This is a genomic window from Kitasatospora sp. MBT66, from assembly GCF_000710405.2.
Classification (GTDB): domain Bacteria; phylum Actinomycetota; class Actinomycetes; order Streptomycetales; family Streptomycetaceae; genus Kitasatospora; species Kitasatospora purpeofusca.
Map to the genome: position 1 here is coordinate 106257 of NZ_JAIY01000007.1, position 17083 is coordinate 123339.

The 17083-nt window shown below is 73.5% G+C and carries 18 protein-coding genes; 10 read left to right on the forward strand and 8 right to left on the reverse strand.

Translation table 11 applies throughout. The features are described 5' to 3' along the window. From BI06_RS50960 to BI06_RS19855, 7 genes are all read left to right on the forward strand, one after another. Window positions 1-244: hypothetical protein (locus BI06_RS50960; RefSeq protein WP_199523320.1), on the forward strand; the 244-nt coding region annotated here is incomplete at its 5' end. A 280-nt stretch (window positions 245-524) separates the two neighbouring features. After that, window positions 525-3419, forward strand: a complete 2895-nt coding sequence (gene leuS / locus BI06_RS19830; protein WP_043470140.1) for a leucine--tRNA ligase — start codon at window positions 525-527, stop codon at window positions 3417-3419. Between the two features lie 299 nt (window positions 3420-3718). Continuing rightward, the gene (locus tag BI06_RS19835; protein WP_043470143.1) at window positions 3719-4525 is read left to right on the forward strand and encodes a hypothetical protein; all 807 of its coding nucleotides are present in this window, start codon (window positions 3719-3721) and stop codon (window positions 4523-4525) included. Window positions 4526-4576: 51 nt separating this feature from the next. Beyond that, entirely contained in the window at window positions 4577-5422 is an 846-nt protein-coding gene (locus BI06_RS19840) for a DegV family protein (RefSeq protein WP_043470145.1), read from the forward strand. A 208-nt stretch (window positions 5423-5630) separates the two neighbouring features. Continuing rightward, window positions 5631-5996, forward strand: coding sequence for a hypothetical protein (locus BI06_RS19845; protein ID WP_043470148.1), 366 nt, complete (start codon window positions 5631-5633; stop codon window positions 5994-5996). Further along, window positions 5997-6641 carry a ComEA family DNA-binding protein gene (locus BI06_RS19850; RefSeq protein ID WP_043470151.1) on the forward strand — a complete coding sequence of 215 codons (645 nt, stop codon included), beginning with the start codon at window positions 5997-5999 and terminating at the stop codon, window positions 6639-6641. 67 nt (window positions 6642-6708) lie between these two features. Further along, complete coding sequence (locus tag BI06_RS19855; RefSeq protein ID WP_063795002.1) at window positions 6709-9387, forward strand: ComEC/Rec2 family competence protein; 2679 nt, start codon at window positions 6709-6711, stop codon at window positions 9385-9387. A gap of 349 nt (window positions 9388-9736) precedes the next feature. Here BI06_RS19855 and BI06_RS19860 read toward each other — a convergent pair whose 3' ends face one another. Continuing rightward, a complete protein-coding gene (locus tag BI06_RS19860) occupies window positions 9737-9973 on the reverse strand; it encodes a hypothetical protein (protein WP_199523330.1) in 237 nt (78 codons plus the stop codon). A gap of 159 nt (window positions 9974-10132) precedes the next feature. Between BI06_RS19860 and holA the strand changes: the two genes are divergently transcribed. Beyond that, entirely contained in the window at window positions 10133-11134 is a 1002-nt protein-coding gene (gene holA / locus BI06_RS19865; protein WP_030395755.1) for a DNA polymerase III subunit delta, read from the forward strand. A gap of 13 nt (window positions 11135-11147) precedes the next feature. Here holA and BI06_RS19870 read toward each other — a convergent pair whose 3' ends face one another. Then, a complete protein-coding gene (locus BI06_RS19870; protein WP_043470153.1) occupies window positions 11148-11846 on the reverse strand; it encodes a hypothetical protein in 699 nt (232 codons plus the stop codon). Window positions 11847-12491: 645 nt separating this feature from the next. Between BI06_RS19870 and BI06_RS19875 the strand changes: the two genes are divergently transcribed. Beyond that, window positions 12492-12794, forward strand: coding sequence for a hypothetical protein (locus BI06_RS19875; RefSeq protein ID WP_043470155.1), 303 nt, complete (start codon window positions 12492-12494; stop codon window positions 12792-12794). After that, entirely contained in the window at window positions 12791-13174 is a 384-nt protein-coding gene (locus BI06_RS19880; RefSeq protein ID WP_043470156.1) for a hypothetical protein, read from the forward strand. The genes BI06_RS19875 and BI06_RS19880 overlap by 4 nt, the downstream gene beginning before the upstream one ends. Before the next feature lie 975 nt (window positions 13175-14149). On the opposite strand, the gene BI06_RS19890 is transcribed toward BI06_RS19880, so the two are convergent. The 6 genes from BI06_RS19890 to BI06_RS19915 form a co-directional block, all read right to left on the reverse strand. Then, entirely contained in the window at window positions 14150-14353 is a 204-nt protein-coding gene (locus tag BI06_RS19890; protein ID WP_043470162.1) for a hypothetical protein, read from the reverse strand. Between the two features lie 28 nt (window positions 14354-14381). Continuing rightward, on the reverse strand, window positions 14382-14651 hold the full coding sequence (locus BI06_RS19895) for a hypothetical protein (protein ID WP_043470165.1): 270 nt from the start codon (window positions 14649-14651) through the stop codon (window positions 14382-14384). Beyond that, the gene (locus BI06_RS19900; RefSeq protein ID WP_043470168.1) at window positions 14648-15181 is read right to left on the reverse strand and encodes a hypothetical protein; all 534 of its coding nucleotides are present in this window, start codon (window positions 15179-15181) and stop codon (window positions 14648-14650) included. Before BI06_RS19900 ends, BI06_RS19895 begins: the two co-directional genes overlap by 4 nt. A gap of 159 nt (window positions 15182-15340) precedes the next feature. Then, window positions 15341-16183 (reverse strand): helix-turn-helix transcriptional regulator, encoded by an 843-nt coding sequence (locus BI06_RS19905; RefSeq protein WP_043470170.1) that lies wholly within the window; start codon window positions 16181-16183, stop codon window positions 15341-15343. Then, on the reverse strand, window positions 16180-16716 hold the full coding sequence (locus BI06_RS19910; protein WP_043470172.1) for a DUF6879 family protein: 537 nt from the start codon (window positions 16714-16716) through the stop codon (window positions 16180-16182). The genes BI06_RS19905 and BI06_RS19910 overlap by 4 nt, the downstream gene beginning before the upstream one ends. Window positions 16717-16719: 3 nt before the next feature. Beyond that, a complete protein-coding gene (locus BI06_RS19915) occupies window positions 16720-16920 on the reverse strand; it encodes a hypothetical protein (RefSeq protein ID WP_043470175.1) in 201 nt (66 codons plus the stop codon). Window positions 16921-17083 lie beyond the last annotated feature (163 nt).

Here is a 17083-nt window from a genome sequence, read left to right on the forward strand (position 1 = left end):
GGCGCGGGCGCTCGCCGCCGGGATGCAGTCGGAGCGGGTGGCGCGGGCGCTGCGCGGGATCGACGCGGCGTTCCGCTCGGCAGAATCGGCAGAATCGGCGGAGTCGGCGGTGCCCGGGTCGTCGGTGTGGCTGTCGGTGCCGGGGGAGTCGGGGTCGGGGGAACCGGGGGCGGCGGTGGTCGTGGCGGCGGTCGCCGGGCCGGGCGGTGCCGCGGTGGAGGTGCCGGCGGGGACCGGCGCCTGACGGGCGCGCCCGTGGTCTCCCCCGGAGGCGCCCGACCCCTTGCGGTACCCTGAGCCCATGCGAACCGCGCGCCTGCTCCTTAGTCGGCCGCGCTGACCAGGACCGGCCACGCCCCAGGGCGGAGCCGGAGTCGGCGTGGCACCCCCTCCTGCGAGGGGCTTTTTTGTTTTCCGCCCGGCTCACCGCCCGGCACCGTCCGGGCCCCGGTCCGGACACCCCGCCAACGTCGCCGGCCCTGAACGCCGGTTCGCCAACTGACATCGATGGAGCTTTAAGGACCATGAGCGAGACGACCCCTGCGTCCGGCGCGGCCGACACCGCGACCGCGCCGTTCCGGTACAGCGCCGCCCTGGCGGCGGAGATCGAGTCCCGCTGGCAGGACATCTGGGAGAAGGAGGGCACGTTCCACGCCCCCAACCCGGCCGGCGACCTGGCCGATCCCGCCGCCGCCGACGTCGCCGCGAAGCCGCACAGCTTCATCATGGACATGTTCCCGTACCCGTCGGGTGCGGGCCTGCACGTCGGCCACCCGCTGGGCTACATCGCCACCGACGTGTTCGCCCGCTACCAGCGGATGAACGGCTACAACGTGCTGCACACCCTGGGCTACGACTCGTTCGGCCTGCCCGCCGAGCAGTACGCCGTGCAGACCGGCACCCACCCGCGGGTGTCCACCGAGGCGAACATCGCCAACATGCGCCACCAGCTGCGCCGGCTGGGCCTGGGCCACGACCCGCGCCGCTCGATCGCCACGATCGACCCGGAGTACTACCGCTGGACGCAGTGGATCTTCCTGCAGATCTTCAACTCCTGGTACGACGAGCAGGCCCACCGGGCCCGCCCGATCTCCGAGCTGGTCGCCGCCTTCGCGGACGGCACCCGCGAGGTCCCCGGCGGCCGCGACTGGGCCGCGCTGAGCGGCGCCGAGCGCGAAGAGGTGCTGGGCGACTACCGGCTGGCCTACGCCAAGGAGGTGCCGGTCAACTGGTGCCCCGGCCTGGGCACCGTGCTGTCCAACGAGGAGGTCACCGCCGACGGTCGCTCCGAGCGCGGCAACTTCCCCGTCTTCAAGTCCAACCTGCGCCAGTGGATGATGCGGATCACCGCCTACTCCGACCGGCTGATCTCCGACCTGGACCTGCTGGACTGGCCCGAGGCGATCAAGCTGCAGCAGCGCAACTGGATCGGCCGCTCCGAGGGCGCCCGGGTCGACTTCGCCGTCGGCGAGCGGAAGATCACCGTCTTCACCACCCGCCCCGACACCCTGTTCGGCGCCACCTACATGGTGCTGGCGCCCGAGCACGACCTGGTCGACACCATCGTGCCCGCCGCTTGGCCCGAGGGCACCCCCGAGGCCTGGACCGGTGGCGCCGCCACACCCGCCGAGGCCGTCACCGCCTACCGCGCCGCCGCGGCCGCCAAGTCCGACGTCGAGCGCCAGGTCGAGGCCAAGGTCAAGACCGGCGTCTTCACCGGCGCCCACGCCGTCAACCCCGTCAGCGGCGAGCCCGTCCCGGTCTTCATCGCCGACTACGTGCTGATGGGCTACGGCACCGGCGCCATCATGGCCGTCCCCGCCCACGACCACCGCGACTTCGCCTTCGCGCGCGCCTTCGAACTGCCGATGCGCTGCGTCGTCGAGCCCACCGACGGGCGCGGCGAGGACCCGGCCGGCTGGGACGACGCCTTCGACACCTACGACTCCGTCATCGTCAACTCGGCCCACACCGAGGGCACCGAGGACGGCATCTCGCTGAACGGCCTGGGCGTCGTCGAGGCCAAGGCCGCCGTCACCACCTGGCTGACCGCCCGCGGCATCGGCGAGGGCACCGTCAACTACCGCCTGCGCGACTGGCTGTTCAGCCGCCAGCGGTACTGGGGCGAGCCCTTCCCGATCGTCTACGACGAGGACGGCGTCATGCACGTGCTGCCCGAGTCGATGCTGCCCGTCGAGGTGCCGCAGGTCGACGACTACTCGCCGCACACCTACGACCCGTTCGACTCCACCTCCACGCCGAAGACCCCGCTGTCCCGCAACGAGGACTGGGTCAACGTCGAACTGGACCTGGGCGACGGCGTGAAGACGTACCGCCGCGAGACCAACACCATGCCCAACTGGGCCGGCTCCTGCTGGTACGAGCTGCGCTACATCGACCCGTCCAACCGCGAGCAGGTCGTCGACCCCGCCAACGAGCAGTACTGGCTGGGCCCCACCGAGCAGAAGCCCGGCGGCGGCGCCGACCTGTACGTCGGCGGTGCCGAGCACGCCGTCCTGCACCTGCTGTACGCCCGCTTCTGGCACAAGGTGCTGCACGACCTGGGACACGTCTCCTCCGTCGAGCCGTTCCACAAGCTGTTCAACCAGGGCATGATCACCGCCGACGTCTACCGCGACGAGCGCGGCTTCCCGGTGCCCGCCGCCGAGATCGAGGAGCGCGACGGCCAGTACTTCTGGCAGGGCGAGCCGGTCAAGCGCGAGGCCGGCAAGATGGGCAAGTCCCTGAAGAACGCCGTCGCCCCCGACGAGATCGCCGACGAGTACGGTGCCGACACGCTGCGCCTGTACGAGATGTCGATGGGCCCGCTGGACGTCTCCCGCCCGTGGGACACCCGCGCCGTCGTCGGCTCCTACCGCTTCCTGCAGCGGCTGTGGCGCAACATCGTCTCCGAGACCAGCGGCGAACTGGTCGTGACGGACGAGGAGCCGGACGAGGCGACGCTGCGCGCCCTGCACAAGGCCGTCGACGGCGTCCGCGCCGACATGGCCGGGCTGCGCTTCAACACCGCGGTGGCCAAGGCGATCGAGCTGAACAACTACCTGGTCAAGCGCGGCTCCACGCCGCGTTCGGTGGCCGAGCAGGTGGTGCTGATGGTCGCGCCGCTGGCCCCGCACATCGCCGAGGAGCTGTGGCGCCGACTGGGTCACGGCGACTCGCTGGCGCACACCGACTACCCGGTGGCCGACCCGGCGTACGTCGTCGACGAGTCGGTGACCTGCGTCGTCCAGATCAAGGGCAAGGTCAAGGCCCGGCTGGAGGTCGCGCCGTCGATCTCGGACGCCGAGCTGGAGGCGCTGGCGCTGGCCGACCCGGCGGTCGTCGCGGCGATCGGCGGGGCCGAGGTGCGCAAGGTGATCGCGCGGGCGCCGAAGCTGGTCAACATCGTCACCGGCTGAGGTTGAGGCTGAGGCTGATCTGTTCGGTGGGGCGGGCGTTCCTTCGGGGGCGCCCGCCCTGCGGCGTTCCGGGGGGCTCCGGGGGGTTCGGGCTTTCTCCGGGGGGCTCCGGGGCCTTCGGGGTGCGGTGGACGTCGGGGTTCCCCCCGATGCGTCCCTGAACCTTTCCCTGAACTCGGGCCCGGCACCCCTGAACGGTGGCCCGCCCGGCCGCTCCCGGGGCTACGGTGGAACCCTCGGTGGGCCGGCCCGCGTTGGGCCCGGTGGGGGCCGGTTCGGCTGGCGGAAGGCGGCGTGTGATGGAGATTCTCGGGGTACTGCTCGGAGTCGCCCTGCTCCTCGGGCTCGGGGTGGTGGTGCTCGTCGTCATCGGCCTGATCAAGGCGGCCCGGGCGGTCGGCGAGAAGGTGGAACGCCAGGAGGCCAAGGCCCGACGGGCGGTGGAGAACGTCACGCTCAAGGCGAAGTCCTACACCCAGACCGGTCCGCAGGGGCAGATCTCCGCCGTCCGCCTGGGACTGCGGACCTCGCTGGACGGCACCCGGCGGGTCCTGGAGGGCTCCGTCGGCCAGGACGGCCAGCTCGGCGAGGCGCTCGCGCTGCTGGGCCGGCTGGACGCCCACGCGGCGGAGCTGGACGGCGAGCTGCGGATGCTGGAGCGCGAACCGGACGCCGGGCGGGTCGCGGCGAAGCTGCCCGAGCTGCGGGAGCGGGCGGAGCGGATCACGCACTCGGCGGAGACCATGCGATGGGCGGCGCAGGACCGGATGCACCGGTTCGCGGCCGACGAGCTGGGGCGGCTGAGCCGGGAGTGCGAGGACGAGGCGGGGGCGCTGCGGCACTGGGACAGCGTGCCGGGGGCTGCGGGTGCGGGTGCTTCGGCCTCGGCTTCGGCTTCCGGGGACTCGGGTGGGTCCGGCGCCGGTGTCGGTGCGGCGGGTGCTGGTACGGCGGGTGCGGCGCGGGAGACCGGTGGCACCCGGCGCGGGCTCACGGACGGACGGGGCGGACGGCCCAGCGCCGAGGAGCTCCTCGGCCTCGCCGACCCGGTGGCCAAGCTGGCGCAGCGGCTGCGCAAGCCCACCACCGGCCCCTCGGCCGGCTGAGCGGCCTCCGGATGCTGCCGACCGGCCCGAGCTGGGAGTAACCTCCGCCTCATGCCCGCCGACCTCGCCCTTGTCACCGACTCCACCGCCTACCTGCCCCAGCAGGCCGTCGACCGGCACCGGATCACCATCGTCCCGCTGAGCGTCGCGGTCGGCGACGAGGTGCGCGCGGAGGGCGTCGAGATCTCCCCGAAGGACGTCGCCGAGGCACTGCGCGGCAAGCACCGCGTGACCACCTCGCGACCCAACCCGGAGGCCTTCGGCGCCGCCTACCGGGCGGCGGCCGAGAGCGGCGCACGCGGCATCGTCTCGGTCCACATCTCCGGTGAGCTGTCCGGGACGGTGGCGGCAGCCCGGCTGGCGGCCGCCGAGTCCCCCGTCCCGGTGCGGGTGGTGGACAGCCGACTGGTCGGCATGGCGCTCGGGTACGGGGTGCTGGCGGCGGCCGAGGCGATCGAGGCCGGACAGCAGCTCGACGAGGCGGCGGCCGCCGTGGTGCGCCGGACCGCCGGGACCAGCGGCTTCTTCTACGTCGACACCCTGGAGTACCTGCGCCGGGGCGGGCGGATCGGCGCCGCGCGGGCGCTGCTGGGCTCGGCGCTGGCGGTGAAGCCGCTGCTGCACCTCGCCGGGGGGCGGATCGAGCCGCTGGAGAAGGTGCGCACGGCGTCCCGGGCGATCGCCCGGCTGGAGGAGATCGCGGTCGAGCGGGCGGGGGAGGGGGAGGTCGACATCGCCGTCCACCACCTGGCGGCGGAGGACCGGGCCGAGCCCCTGGCGGAGCGGCTGCGGGGGCGGATCCCGGGGCTGCGCGAACTGTATGTGGCCGAGGTGGGCGCGGTGATCGGCGCACATGTCGGGCCGGGGCTGCTGGCGGTGGTGGTCTCACCCCGGTGAGGCCTGCCCGGGCTGTTTTCCGGGACCTTTGTCGGCGGGGAGCTGCGGACCGGACTCCGGGCACAGGGTGGCTGCGGTGGCCCGAACGTCAATGCCGGCAGGCCCTGCTCACTCCTGAGGGTGTGCTCGGTTGTCCACAACCCCCGGGTTTTCCACAGGAATTCCGTAAATTCTGCGCGCTGTTCGGCCGGTTCCTACCGTGCTCCGCATGACGAACCTGCGCATCGGCGCACGCAAGCGCCACGAGATCCGTCGAGCCCACGAGACCGCCCGCCTGCGGATGGCGGCCCTGCTGCCGGGGGCGGCCGACCTGCCGGACACCGAGCCCTCGGTGTATACGGCGTCCCCGCCGGGCCGGGGGGACAGCGGCCCGCACGACGGTGCCGTCGAGGGTCCGTCGGAGGGCGCGGCGGGCGTACCGGCCGACGGTGGTGTTGCCAAGGCCGCGCCGCCGGGGCCCGGGCACGAGGGCGGTGAACCGGTGCTTCCGGACCCGGTGGTGGATGCGGTGGGCGAGGTGCCGCCGGGTTCACCGTTGACGTCGGGTTCGCCGTTGACGCCGGGGCATCCGTAGATGCTCGAACGCCGGGCGGCGGTCGGCCTGCTCGTCCTCCTGCTGCTCGCCGTCGGCTACGGCGTCCAGCACTTCTGGCTCGCACGGCCGCAACCGGTCGAGGTGCCGACGGTCGCCGTCGGCCCGATGGCACCGACCGGGACCCCCGGCGCGGGCCTGCCAGGTGACGGACCCGGGCCTCCGGGAGGCGGCACCGGCGGTGGGGCTCCCGCCGTCGTGGTGGTCGACATCGGTGGCCGGGTCGCCACCCCGGGAGTCCACACCCTGCCGAACGGCTCCAGAGTGGCGGACGCGCTGCGGGTGGCGGGCGGACCGCTGCCGGGGACGGACACCAGGAACCTCAACCTGGCCCGCGTCCTGGCGGACGGCGAACAGATCCTCGTCGGCGAGCCCAACCCCCAGCCGGCTGCGGGAGCGGGCCCGGGACCGCCCCCGGCAGGTCCGTCGAAGCAGCCGGTCAGCCTGAATCGCGCGACCCTCGAACAGCTCGACACGCTCCCCGGCGTCGGCCCGACCCTCGCCCAGCGCATCATCGCCTTCCGTGCCTCCCACGGCGGTGCCTTCCGTTCACTCGACCAGCTCCGCCAGGTGAGCGGCGTGGGCGAGCGCATCTACGCGGAACTCCGGCCGCTGCTCACCCTCTGACGGGCCGTTCGCCACTTCGCTCCTTCCGACGAAAGGAGGTGCTGTCATCGCCACCGTCCACGCCCCCGTGCCCGGCACGGCGCCGGCCACCGGCCCCTCCACCGGACCACGACCGGGTGACCTTCGACTGCTGCTGCCCGCCGGGGCCGCCTGGGCGGTGACGGCCGGCGTCCTCGGGCCGGGGTCCGGCCACGGCGCTGCCCTCGCGGTGGCGGCGGGCGCGGCGGCACTGCTCGGGCTGCTCCTCCTCGGCCTCGGGATCCGGGCGCTCACCGGTCCGGCCGGGGGTCGCTCGGCCGCCGTGACCGCGGCGGTCGTCCTGCTCACAGCGGCCGCCGCCGCAGCCTCCACCCTCCTGCACACCGCCGATCTGCGTCGGGGGCCTCTGCCCGAACTGGCCCGGACGGCCGGCCCGGCCCCGGAGGTGGGTGTCGACCTCACCGTCACCGGGGACCCGCGGGTCCGGGTGTCCCGCGGCGGAGGGTCCGGCGCCGGGCAGAGCCTGCTCACCGTGGAGGCGGTCGTGGACCGCGTCACCGTCCCCGCTGGCCTGCTGCCGGGCGAGCAGGGGCCGCACACCGTCCGGACCCGCACACCCGTCACCGTCCTGGTGCGCGGCGAGGACGTGGCCGCCTGGGAGCCCCTGCTGCCGTCGGCCCGGCTGGTGGCCGAGGTGACCGTCCGGCCACCGGGGGAGGGCGACCACGAGTCTGCGGCACTGCTGATCGCGCACGGCGAGCCCCGGGCGTCGGCGCCACCGAGCCTCCCGCAGCGGATCGCCGGGCGGCTCCGGGCGGGCCTGCGCTCGGCCACCGACGGCCTGCCGCCGGACGAGCGCGGACTGCTCCCGGGCCTTGTCGTGGGAGACACCTCCCGGCTGCCGGACGACCTCCGGGAGGCCTTCCGGGACACCGACCTGGCCCACCTGGTGGCGGTCAGCGGGGCCAACCTCGCGATCGTGCTGGGGGTGCTGCTCGGGGCCCCGGGGCGTGCCGGGACTGCCGAGCGGAGCGGACTCGCCGCTCTGCTCGGGATCCCGCTGCGAACCACGGCGCTGGTGGGGGCGGCCGTCACACTGGCATTCGTCACGATCTGCCGCCCCGAGCCCAGCGTGCTCAGAGCGGCGGGCACCGGGCTGATCGGACTGCTGGCGCTGGCCACCGGCCGTCCGCGCCGGGCGGTTCCGGCGCTCGCCGGCACGGCGCTGCTGCTGATCCTCCTCGACCCGTATCTGGCGCGTTCCTTCGGATTCCTGCTGTCGGTGCTCGCCACGGCCGGGCTGCTGGTGCTCGGCCCGCGTTGGGCGGACGCCCTCCGGGCTCGGGGCTGGCCGCGGCACCTCGCGGGCGCGGTCGGTGCGACGGCCGCGGCCCAGGCGCTCTGCGCGCCGGTGACGGTGCTCCTCTCCGGACACGTCAGTCTCGTCGGGATCCCGTGCAATCTGCTGGCCGAGCTGGCGGTGGCCCCGGCGACCCTGCTCGGCTTCGCGGTCCTGATCGCCGACCCGGTCTCCCCGGCGCTGGCCCGGATCCTCGCCGAGCCCGCCGCGGTGCCGACCGGCTGGCTGGCCGCCGTGGCCAGGCACGGCGCCGAGCTCCCGGGCGGCCGACTGTCCTGGCCGGGCGGGTGGTTCGGCCCGGTGAGCCTCGCCGTCGGCACGGCCGCACTGTGCTGGACGGTTCCGTTGCTGCTGCCCGGGCGCTCCGCCGGGCCCCGCCGATGGCGCTCCCCGGGCGGCTGGATCCGCCCGGCGGTGACGGGAGCACTGCTGCTGGTCCTGCTGGCGGTGCTGCTGCGGCCGCCGCCGCTGGCCCGGATCGCGACCGGCTGGCCGCCGCCCGACTGGCGGCTGGTCATGTGCGACGTGGGGCAGGGCGACATGGTGGTGCTGCCGGTGCCGCCCGAGGGCGGAGGGCCGCCGGACAGCGCGGTGGTGGTGGACGCGGGGCCGGATCCGCAGGAGGCCGACCGCTGTCTGCGTGATCTCGGGATCGACCGGGTGCCGCTCGTCCTGGCGACACATTTCCACGCGGACCACGTCGAGGGGCTGCCGGGGGTGTTGCGCGGCCGGAGGGTCGGGGCGGTGGAGGGCACGGCGGTGGACGATCCGCCGGGCGAGGCCGCCCGGGTGGCGGAGTGGGCGGCGCGGGCCGGGGTTCCGCTGGTGCGGGCCGCTCCTGGTGAGCGGCGGTCGGCGGGGCCGGGGGTCTCGTGGGAGGTGCTGTGGCCGGACGGAGAGGAGTCCTCGGTGGTGTCAGGTCCGAACAACGCGAGTGTCGTGCTGAGGGTGGCGGTGGCGGGAGGTCTGCGTTTCGCCCTGTTGGGCGACCTGGAGCCGCCGGCCCAGGAAGTGTTGCTGAGTCGGCTGAGGGCGGCCGGGACGGAGAACGAGGTGGACGTGCTGAAGGTGGCGCATCATGGCTCGGCCTATCAGGACTGGTCGCTGACCGCGGAGTTGAGCCCCCGGCTGGCTCTGATCTCCTGCGGTGAGGGCAACCCGTACGGCCATCCGTCGCCGCGGACGGTGGACCGGCTGAGGGCGCTGGGAGCCACGGTGCTGCGTACGGACCGGGTGGGCGACATCGCGGTGACCGGTACCGGTCCGGGTGACCTCGGCGCGTCCGTCCACCCGCACGGGGAGCGCCCCGGCCACGGCCGGTCCGGGCCCCGGGCTGCCCGGGCGGCAGCGTCCGGCACCGCGTTGGCGGCGCGCGGGGGCCACGGCCCCCGCGCGCCGCCCGGGTGATCCCCACCACCGCCTTCCTCCCCGACCCCGAGAGTGGGGGTGGGAAATTGGGGGTTGGGGTTGGGGAGGAGGGGCGGGGGCGGGCCCGGCAGAAACGATTCTTCTCGCCGGGCCCGAGCGGCGCGCTCGGGCCCGGCGAGGACAGGCAGCCGGAGCAGGAGCGGCAGGTGTGGCCTGGGTGAAGGCGGGGCCGAGGCCGGGGAAGGGCATGCCGTTGCGCTCCGGGCCGGCCCGGAGCGCAACGGGGAGCGATGAACCGGAGCGCGCCCGACGAACCGGAACCACCCAGCACCCCGCGTGGGAAGTCGGCCCGTCCGACTTCCCACGCACCCCTGCACGAGGGGGCGGGTCAGTGCTGCTCGCGCCAGCCGTCGTGGGAGGCGGCGACGGTGTCGAGGGCGTGGAGGAGGGCCGGGGTCCAGCCGTGCTCGGGGGGTTCCACGACCACCAGCCACTGGGCGTCCTCGGCGTCGTCCTCCCCGGCGAGGGCGTCCCGGACGATCTCCGGCTCGGCGAGGTCGGGGTGGTCCGCGCCGAGCTCCTCGGCGGCCTCCTCGGCGGCATCGCGGTCGGGCAGGACGAGCAGTTGCCGGGCGTGCGGGTCGAAGTCGTCCGGCAGGTCGGCTGCCTCGGAGACGGACGCGGCGACGGACGCGGTGGTGGGGTCGGCGGTGGGGTCTTCGGTCACCCGTCCATTCTCCAGGGCGGCCGGAGCTGTCCGTGCCCCGTGGGATGCTGGTAGGCGATGGCCAGGAAGAGTGCACCCGACGACCTGCTCGCCCCGCTGACCCTCGCGGTCGGCCAGGAGGAGCTGCTGCTTGACCGCGCGGTGGCCCAGGTGGTGGCCGCGGCGAAGGCCGCCGACCCGGACACCGATGTGCGGGACATCCCGCCCGGTGGCCTGCAGCCCGGCAGCCTGGCCGAGCTCACCACTCCCTCGCTCTTCGCCGAGCGCAAGGTCATCGTGGTCAGGGCCGCGCAGGACCTCTCCGCCGACTCCGTCAAGGAGGTCAAGGCGTACATCGAGGCCCCCGCCGAAGAAGTGATCATGGTCCTGGTGCACGCGGGCGGCGCCAAGGGCAAGGGCCTGCTGGACGCGGGCCGCAAGGCCGGCGGCCGCGAGGTGGCCTGCGCGAAGCTCGCCAAGGCGAGCGAGCGGCTGGCCTTCGTGAAGGGCGAGTTCCGGACCCTCGGCCGCTCGGCGACGCCGGAGGCCTGCCAGACCCTGCTGGACGCGCTCGGCAGCGACCTGCGCGAGCTGGCGGCCGCCTGCAACCAGCTGACCTCCGACGTCGAGGGCACCATCGACGAGACCGTGGTCGCCCGCTACTACAGCGGCCGGGCCGAGGCCACCGGCTTCGAGGTCGCGGACCTGGCGGTCACCGGCCGGGCCGCCGAGGCGCTGGAGCGCCTGCGCTGGGCCCTGGCGGTCGGCCAGCCGCCGACCGGCATCACCTACGCGCTGGCGTCCGGCGTGCGGAGCATCGGGCGGCTGGCGACGGCCGGGCGGAACATGCGCCCGGGGGACCTCGCCCGCGAGCTGGGCATGCCGCCGTGGAAGGTGGAGCGGGTCCGCCAGCAGATGCGCGGCTGGACGGGCGACGGCGTGGCCGTGGCGCTGACGGCGATCGCGCAGGCGGACGCCGCCGTCAAGGGCGGCTCCGACGACCCGGCCTTCGCCTTGGAGCGTGCCGTGGTCGCCGTGGCGAGGGCCGCCAGGGCCGGTTCCCGGCAGCCCTCGTACTGAGCCCGCTCCGGGGCTACGGGCCGCCGATCGCCTTGAGCATGTCCCGGGTGTCGTCGAGCATGGCCTTGCGCACGGTCTCCCGGTCCAGGGTGTGGTTCTTGCCGACCTGGTAGTTGTCCGTCCAGTACAGCGAGTACGTCATACCGCCGTCGCGGACCTGCAGGTAGTAGTTGATGTCGTGGAAGGTCTTGTCCGAGCTGGTCGGTTCGTCACCGTAGGCGAGGTAGGCCTCCTCGCCGAGGCCCGGTACGGGGGTGATCTCGTACTTCTGCTGCTCGAAGTACTGTCGCAGGGCGGTGAACTCCGGGGCGGAGTCGACGGCCCGGTGCAGTTCGGCCCGGATGTCGAGGGTGGCGTAGTCGGTGGTCTCGCTGTCGGACGGGGTGCGCTTCATCAGCGCGTAGCAGCGCATGACGTCCATGGAGTCGGTGCGGCCGACGTGTTCCAGCGGGTAGTTGTCCACCATCTTGTACTTGCCGCGGAACGCGGTGAGCTTGCCAGCGTCACAGATCCGGTCGACCGCGTGGTAGCCGCGGAGGCTCTTCGCCGCGGACCCGCCGTCGACCAGACCGGGCACCGCGAGCACGGTGCCGGTCCAGACGGCCGAGGCGAGGATCGCGCCGACGAACGCCCAGGTCGCGTTGCGCCGAAGTCCGCCGCTCCGGCGGCCGCCCGGGGCGGGGGCGCCGCCCACCACCGCCGAGCCGGGCACCGTGGGTGTTCCCGGTCCGCCCGGTGCACCTGGTGCGCCGGGCGCGCTGGGGAGACCGGGCGGCGGTCCGAAGCCGGGCGGGCTGTTCGGCGCCGCCGGCGGCTGCTGCGGGAAGCCGGCGAAGCCGGGTCCGTTCTGCGGCGACGGTGCCGGTGACGGTGATGACGGCGGCGGTGTCCCCAATGTGTGCCCCCCTCGGGCCTGCGACGTGGGTGCCGGAGCCCCGACCCTATCGGCCGGGCCGGGCGACCGTTCGAGGAAAGCGACGGCCGCCGGGCCGACCCGGTTCCCGCCCCGGCCCGGCCGCCGGCCCGGGGCCCGGAAACGCCGACTGCCCGCCCGGTGTGTACCGGGCGGGCAGTGGTGGGAAGTCCTGCGGGCAGGTACTTCCGGTCAATCCCTGTGCACCGCACCCGCGTGGCGAACGCAGGCCGCGTGTGTTCGAGGCGCTTGGCTGACCTGCAAAAACAGCTCCATAGGCCGGTTGACCAGGGGAAACGCAATCCCGCGTTATCCCTTTCTATCCCGGCTTATCTCGGCCTCATGTGTACTGAATGTGTACTGCGAGACGAGGCGGCGCCGCCCGGTGTGCGACCACCGGGCGGCGCCTGAGCCGGACCCCTCAGTGACAGGGAGTCCGACCTGATGAACGACCCTACCCCTGCCGTTCCCGGCCCCCGGCGGCGTCTGCCGGACTACGCGGCCACCAGTCCGCTGCACCTGCTCATGCGCTCGATGGGCCTGAGTGTCGACGACCCGCGGGACGTCCTGCTCGCGGTGGCCTACCGGCTGGCCGCCCGGCTGGAGCGCCGTACCCCGCCGTGGGACGCCGAGGGGCTCGACCTGGTCGGTGCCGGGGCCTTCGCCCGGCTGACCGGCGGCCCGTGCTCCGTCCACCTGGACGCCCGCATCGGCCGGTACGACGACCTCGGGGACGGTGCCCTGTGAGCGCGCGCCGCACCGCGACGGTGAACACCCTCGACCAGGGGCCGGTGACGGTGCCGTGCCCGTCGTGGTGCCTCGGCGTCCACGAGGACGGGCTGCACCTGGTCGACCTCGCCCACGAGGGGCCGGAGACGGCGCTGACCGTGTTCGTGCCCCTCGGCACCGTGCAGCTGCTCGACGCCGGCGTGTGCCAGTACCCGTACAGCAGCAACCTGTCCGACCGCGGTGTGAAGCTGGGGGTGCTGCTCGGCCTGGAGGGATGGCACCGGCTCGACCCCGGCGAGGTGTACGCACTCGCCGATGCGCTGGCCGGCCGGGTGGTCGAGTTGCGGGTCATGGCCCGCAGGCTGGCCGAGCTGCAGCGGGCGGAGGGTGCCCGGTGAGCGGGGCCGTCGGGCGTGGTGTCAGCGTGGCTGACCTCATCGGCGCGGCGCTGGCGGGCCCGTTCGTGTGGCGGACGGTAATGCCCCGGCAGGGCGGGCCGGAGCTCGCCGAGTCAGGGGCGAGTCAGGCTCAACGACCGGTGCCGCGGGGTAGGGAGGGCGCGCTGCTGGGGGCTTGGCGGCGGGGGCTGAGCACCCGCTCGGCGGCCGCCCGGTGCGGGGTGAGTCAGTCGACCGCGTCCCGCTACTACCGGCGGTTCGGTGCGGCGGGGGCTTCTTCGGGGACCGCCGAAAAAGCTCCCGACGCTGCGGCCGAGGGTGTGCTGACCGGGCGGTGAACCGTGGGTCTCCCGCCCCCGGTTGGTGCTCCGGGCCGGTGTGGTCCGGAGCACTACGCAGGTGGCGAGTCAGGGGTCTGACCTGCAATTTTCCCGACTCCGGGAAGAACCGTTGCCCGGACGGAAACGGTTGTGAGGGACAGGCTGTCCCTCACAGAGGTCCCGGAAGGACCCGAGTCGTTGGGTCCCTCCGGGACCTTGCGGGCTCGGGGCCGCAGAGAATGGGGGTGCGCAGTGTGCACCCCCCTTATGGTCGGCAAGGGTGTCGTCGGGGTCGGCAGCCCGTGCTGATCTTCGCGCCGACGCGAAAGTGATCAGGGGTTTCGTCGTGCCTCCCGACGGAACCGGGGCTCCGCCCCCAGGGGGACGCACTCAACGCGTACCCGTCAGGGTGGAGTCGGTCCGGCCGACGCCACCGGTTCCATCCGGCTGGCGGACGGAACTCTGCGGCGAGGGTGCCCTCGACAGCATCGAGGCCACCGCGAGGTGCGGGCGCCCGTGGATCGGACGGCCCTCCCCCGTCGGCCGGGAAGGGCGGTAGGTGGACGAGTAGGCGCCGTCTGACCTGCGACGACTACCCGCCTACCCGTCCCCTACCGGCTCTCCTACCGGCCGGGGGAGGGGCAGGGGGCGATCGTCAGTCCCGGTCGGAGTCCGGCTCGTCGCGGGCCGGTAGGCGCAGGCCCCTCGCCGCCCGGACGGCCTTGCGTTGCCGGTGCTTGGCGGCGCCTTCGTCGCCGTCCTCGACCGAGTAGCGGGCCATCTCGGCCTGGATGGCGGCCGCATCCGCGCGGTCGACGGCAGCGGCGGCGGGTGGGGTGGACTTGCGGAAGATTCCCAAGGTGAGTCCCTCGTGGTGAGTGGGCGGGTCAGCGCCAGATGGTCAGCAGCAGCACGCACACCACGACGACGGCCGCGACCGAGACCGCTGCGGCGGCCGTCAGCTGCGGCGAGTCGCGACCGGGCGGAATCGGCCCGCCCACCCCGTCCTCGTCTCCGCAGTGCAGGACGAGCGCGGTGAACGGGGTGAGGTCCACGATGAAGTAGCCCCACGACCAGGAGCGGCAGGTGACGCACCGGCCTACCTCGACGCGGGACGTGTCCGGCGCGGGCATCGGCTCGCCGCCGGCCAGGCTCACCGGGAGACCCCGAGGGGCGGGGTCGGCACGGGGGCGGTCGGCACAGCGGCATGGCCGGCCTTCCCCTGGTAGTCGCCGCGCGCAACCTCGCGGCTGATCCAGGACTGGGCGCTCGCCTCGATGCCCCACCGCAGGACGAGCCCCTTCTCACGGACCGGCTCGCCGGTCGTGGAGTCCATCACCACCCACAGCCCGGGATTTCGTCCCCGCGGCGGCTCCTGCACCACCCGGAACCGGTCGGCGTGCCTCTGCCGGGCGGTGCGCCCGTCGCCGCGGCGGACCCGGATCGTCATGCGCGTCTCCGGCAGCTGGACCGGGAAGTCCAGCTGGCCGCCGTCGAGCGCCGCCTCGACGAACTCCGTGGCGCCAGTGCCGAAGAGGGCCTTCAGGGCGGCGTGCTGTTGGGCCCCGAGGTCGAGGCCGCGGACGGTCTGCCAGACCTCGGTCAGTGCTGCCACCGGCGGCCGGGTCGTCGGGGGCAGGAGGTCCCCGACGCTCACGGTCCAGTCCTCATCGCTGGTCAAGGCCATGCGTTCGTCCTCCCTTGGCCGTGCTGAACAGGGCCGGGCAGAGGACACCGCCGAGGTGGTGTGATCTGCCGCACTCAGCACGGTAGGGCGGGGTGATTCTCGGATCGGGCCGTGATCCTCGATGATTCTCCGATCGGCGCGGATCGTGCTCGGTGATCCTCAGCGGGGCGTCAACGAGGCCCGTGCCCGGGCGATGAGTCGGTGTGCCTGGTGGTCGGTCACAGCGCTCTCGGCAAGCCAGTCCCATGCCCTGCTGTACAGCGCGATGTCGGTGGGACTGTCCAGCCACAGCTCGGCGTTGATCGTCTCGACGATCACGAGGCGGTCGTCGTAGATCCAGAACCCGTGAGCAGGTGTCCGGCGCGCCGGGGCCCCGAGCGGGATGATGCCGAGTTCGACGGTGTCGAGACCGAGTAGACCGACCAGCCGGTCGAGCTGGGCGATCATGACTTCGGTCGAGCCGATCGTCACGTAGAGGGCGGCTTCCCAGAGGAGGAAGCGGAAGTGGCGTCCGGGCTCGTAAAGGGCCTCTTGGCGGCGTATACGGGCCCGGACGGCATCCTCGGTGTCCCGGGGGGAGCCGATGAACTCGGCGCCGGCCGCGAGCATGTGGCGTGCGTACTCGGCAGTCTGGAGCATGCCGGGGATCCGGGCTGCCTCGAATGCGCGGACGACGTCCGTCCGGCGCGTCTCCAGGACCGCAGCCTCCTGGCGCTCACGATGCCCGCCGGCCAATTGGCGGTTCCATGACCGGTACTGCGTCTCCAGGCCGCGCAGCCGGGCCTGTAGCTCCGCTGCGGACCCTGGTCTGCCGGTTGCCGAAGCCCATGCCTCCAGGTCCGCCGGGCTCGGTGTCTGCCTTCCGGTCTCCAGCTTGCTGATCTTCGACTGCACCCAGCCGAGCTGTCCGGCGAGGGCCCGGCCGGAGAGGCCGCCCTCGGTACGCAACTCCCGGAGCCGCGCACCGAGAGCGATTCGGCCCTGTTGATAGTCGGTACTCACACGCCGGACGCTACCGCCGCAGCGAACTCGGCGGTGGGGACCGCGTAGTGCCACGAAGCATCACGTGCCTGGCACGCGGCGACGACGTCGGCCGGGTCCGTGATCAGCTCGACGCCGAGTGTCCGATCGTCGTCGTCGAAGTGGAAGCGGGCGAGCGTCCTGCTGTCGAAAAGCCAGAAGTCGAACTCTGGGAGGTTGAGGCGGTCTGCGTCGGCGCGCCAGAGGTTGCGGATGTCCTCGCCAGCCTCGACGTTGCCCAGCCCGGAGGCGAGGAGGAAGCGCTGCCCGTCGGTGGGCGGATCATCGACGATGCGGACCCGCTCGAATCGACGCCCGGCTGCCACTGCGGCTCGGACACCGACGTTCCAAGAGACGTCAGGCTCGTACTCCGGCGTCACACCCTTGAGGAACGCTTGGAAGCGAGCGCCAGCGCGGTCGGAGGCGTAGCCGCGGCGGGTCTCCAGGCGGAATGCCGTGTGCTCGAACTCGGCGAACAGGCGCCCGGCTTCAGCGAACGGGATGATCTCGGGCACGCTCTACTCCTTCGGTGCGAACCGGATGAGCAGCGCGCGCGGAATGACTACTGCTGTCTCGCCCGGCTTGAGGTGGCGCAGCTGGGCGATGTCGTCCGGGTCGGTCAGCTCCTCGCCCTGGACGACGAGGTCACCGGTCTCCATCTCGTACAGGGTCGGACAGTCGCCGTGCTCGCTGGTGCTGCCGAGGAACTTGAGCGTCATGGTGTTCTCCCTCTCAGCTGGGGTGAGTCACCAGGATGGCGGGTCAGGGCAGGCGGTGAGGGGGATTCCACGGATCTGCGTTGCTCTCTTGCCTACGCAGACCTGCGGTGAGATCGGCTGGCCCGGCGAGTTCCAACCGCTCTACGCTGTCGCCCGATTGGGG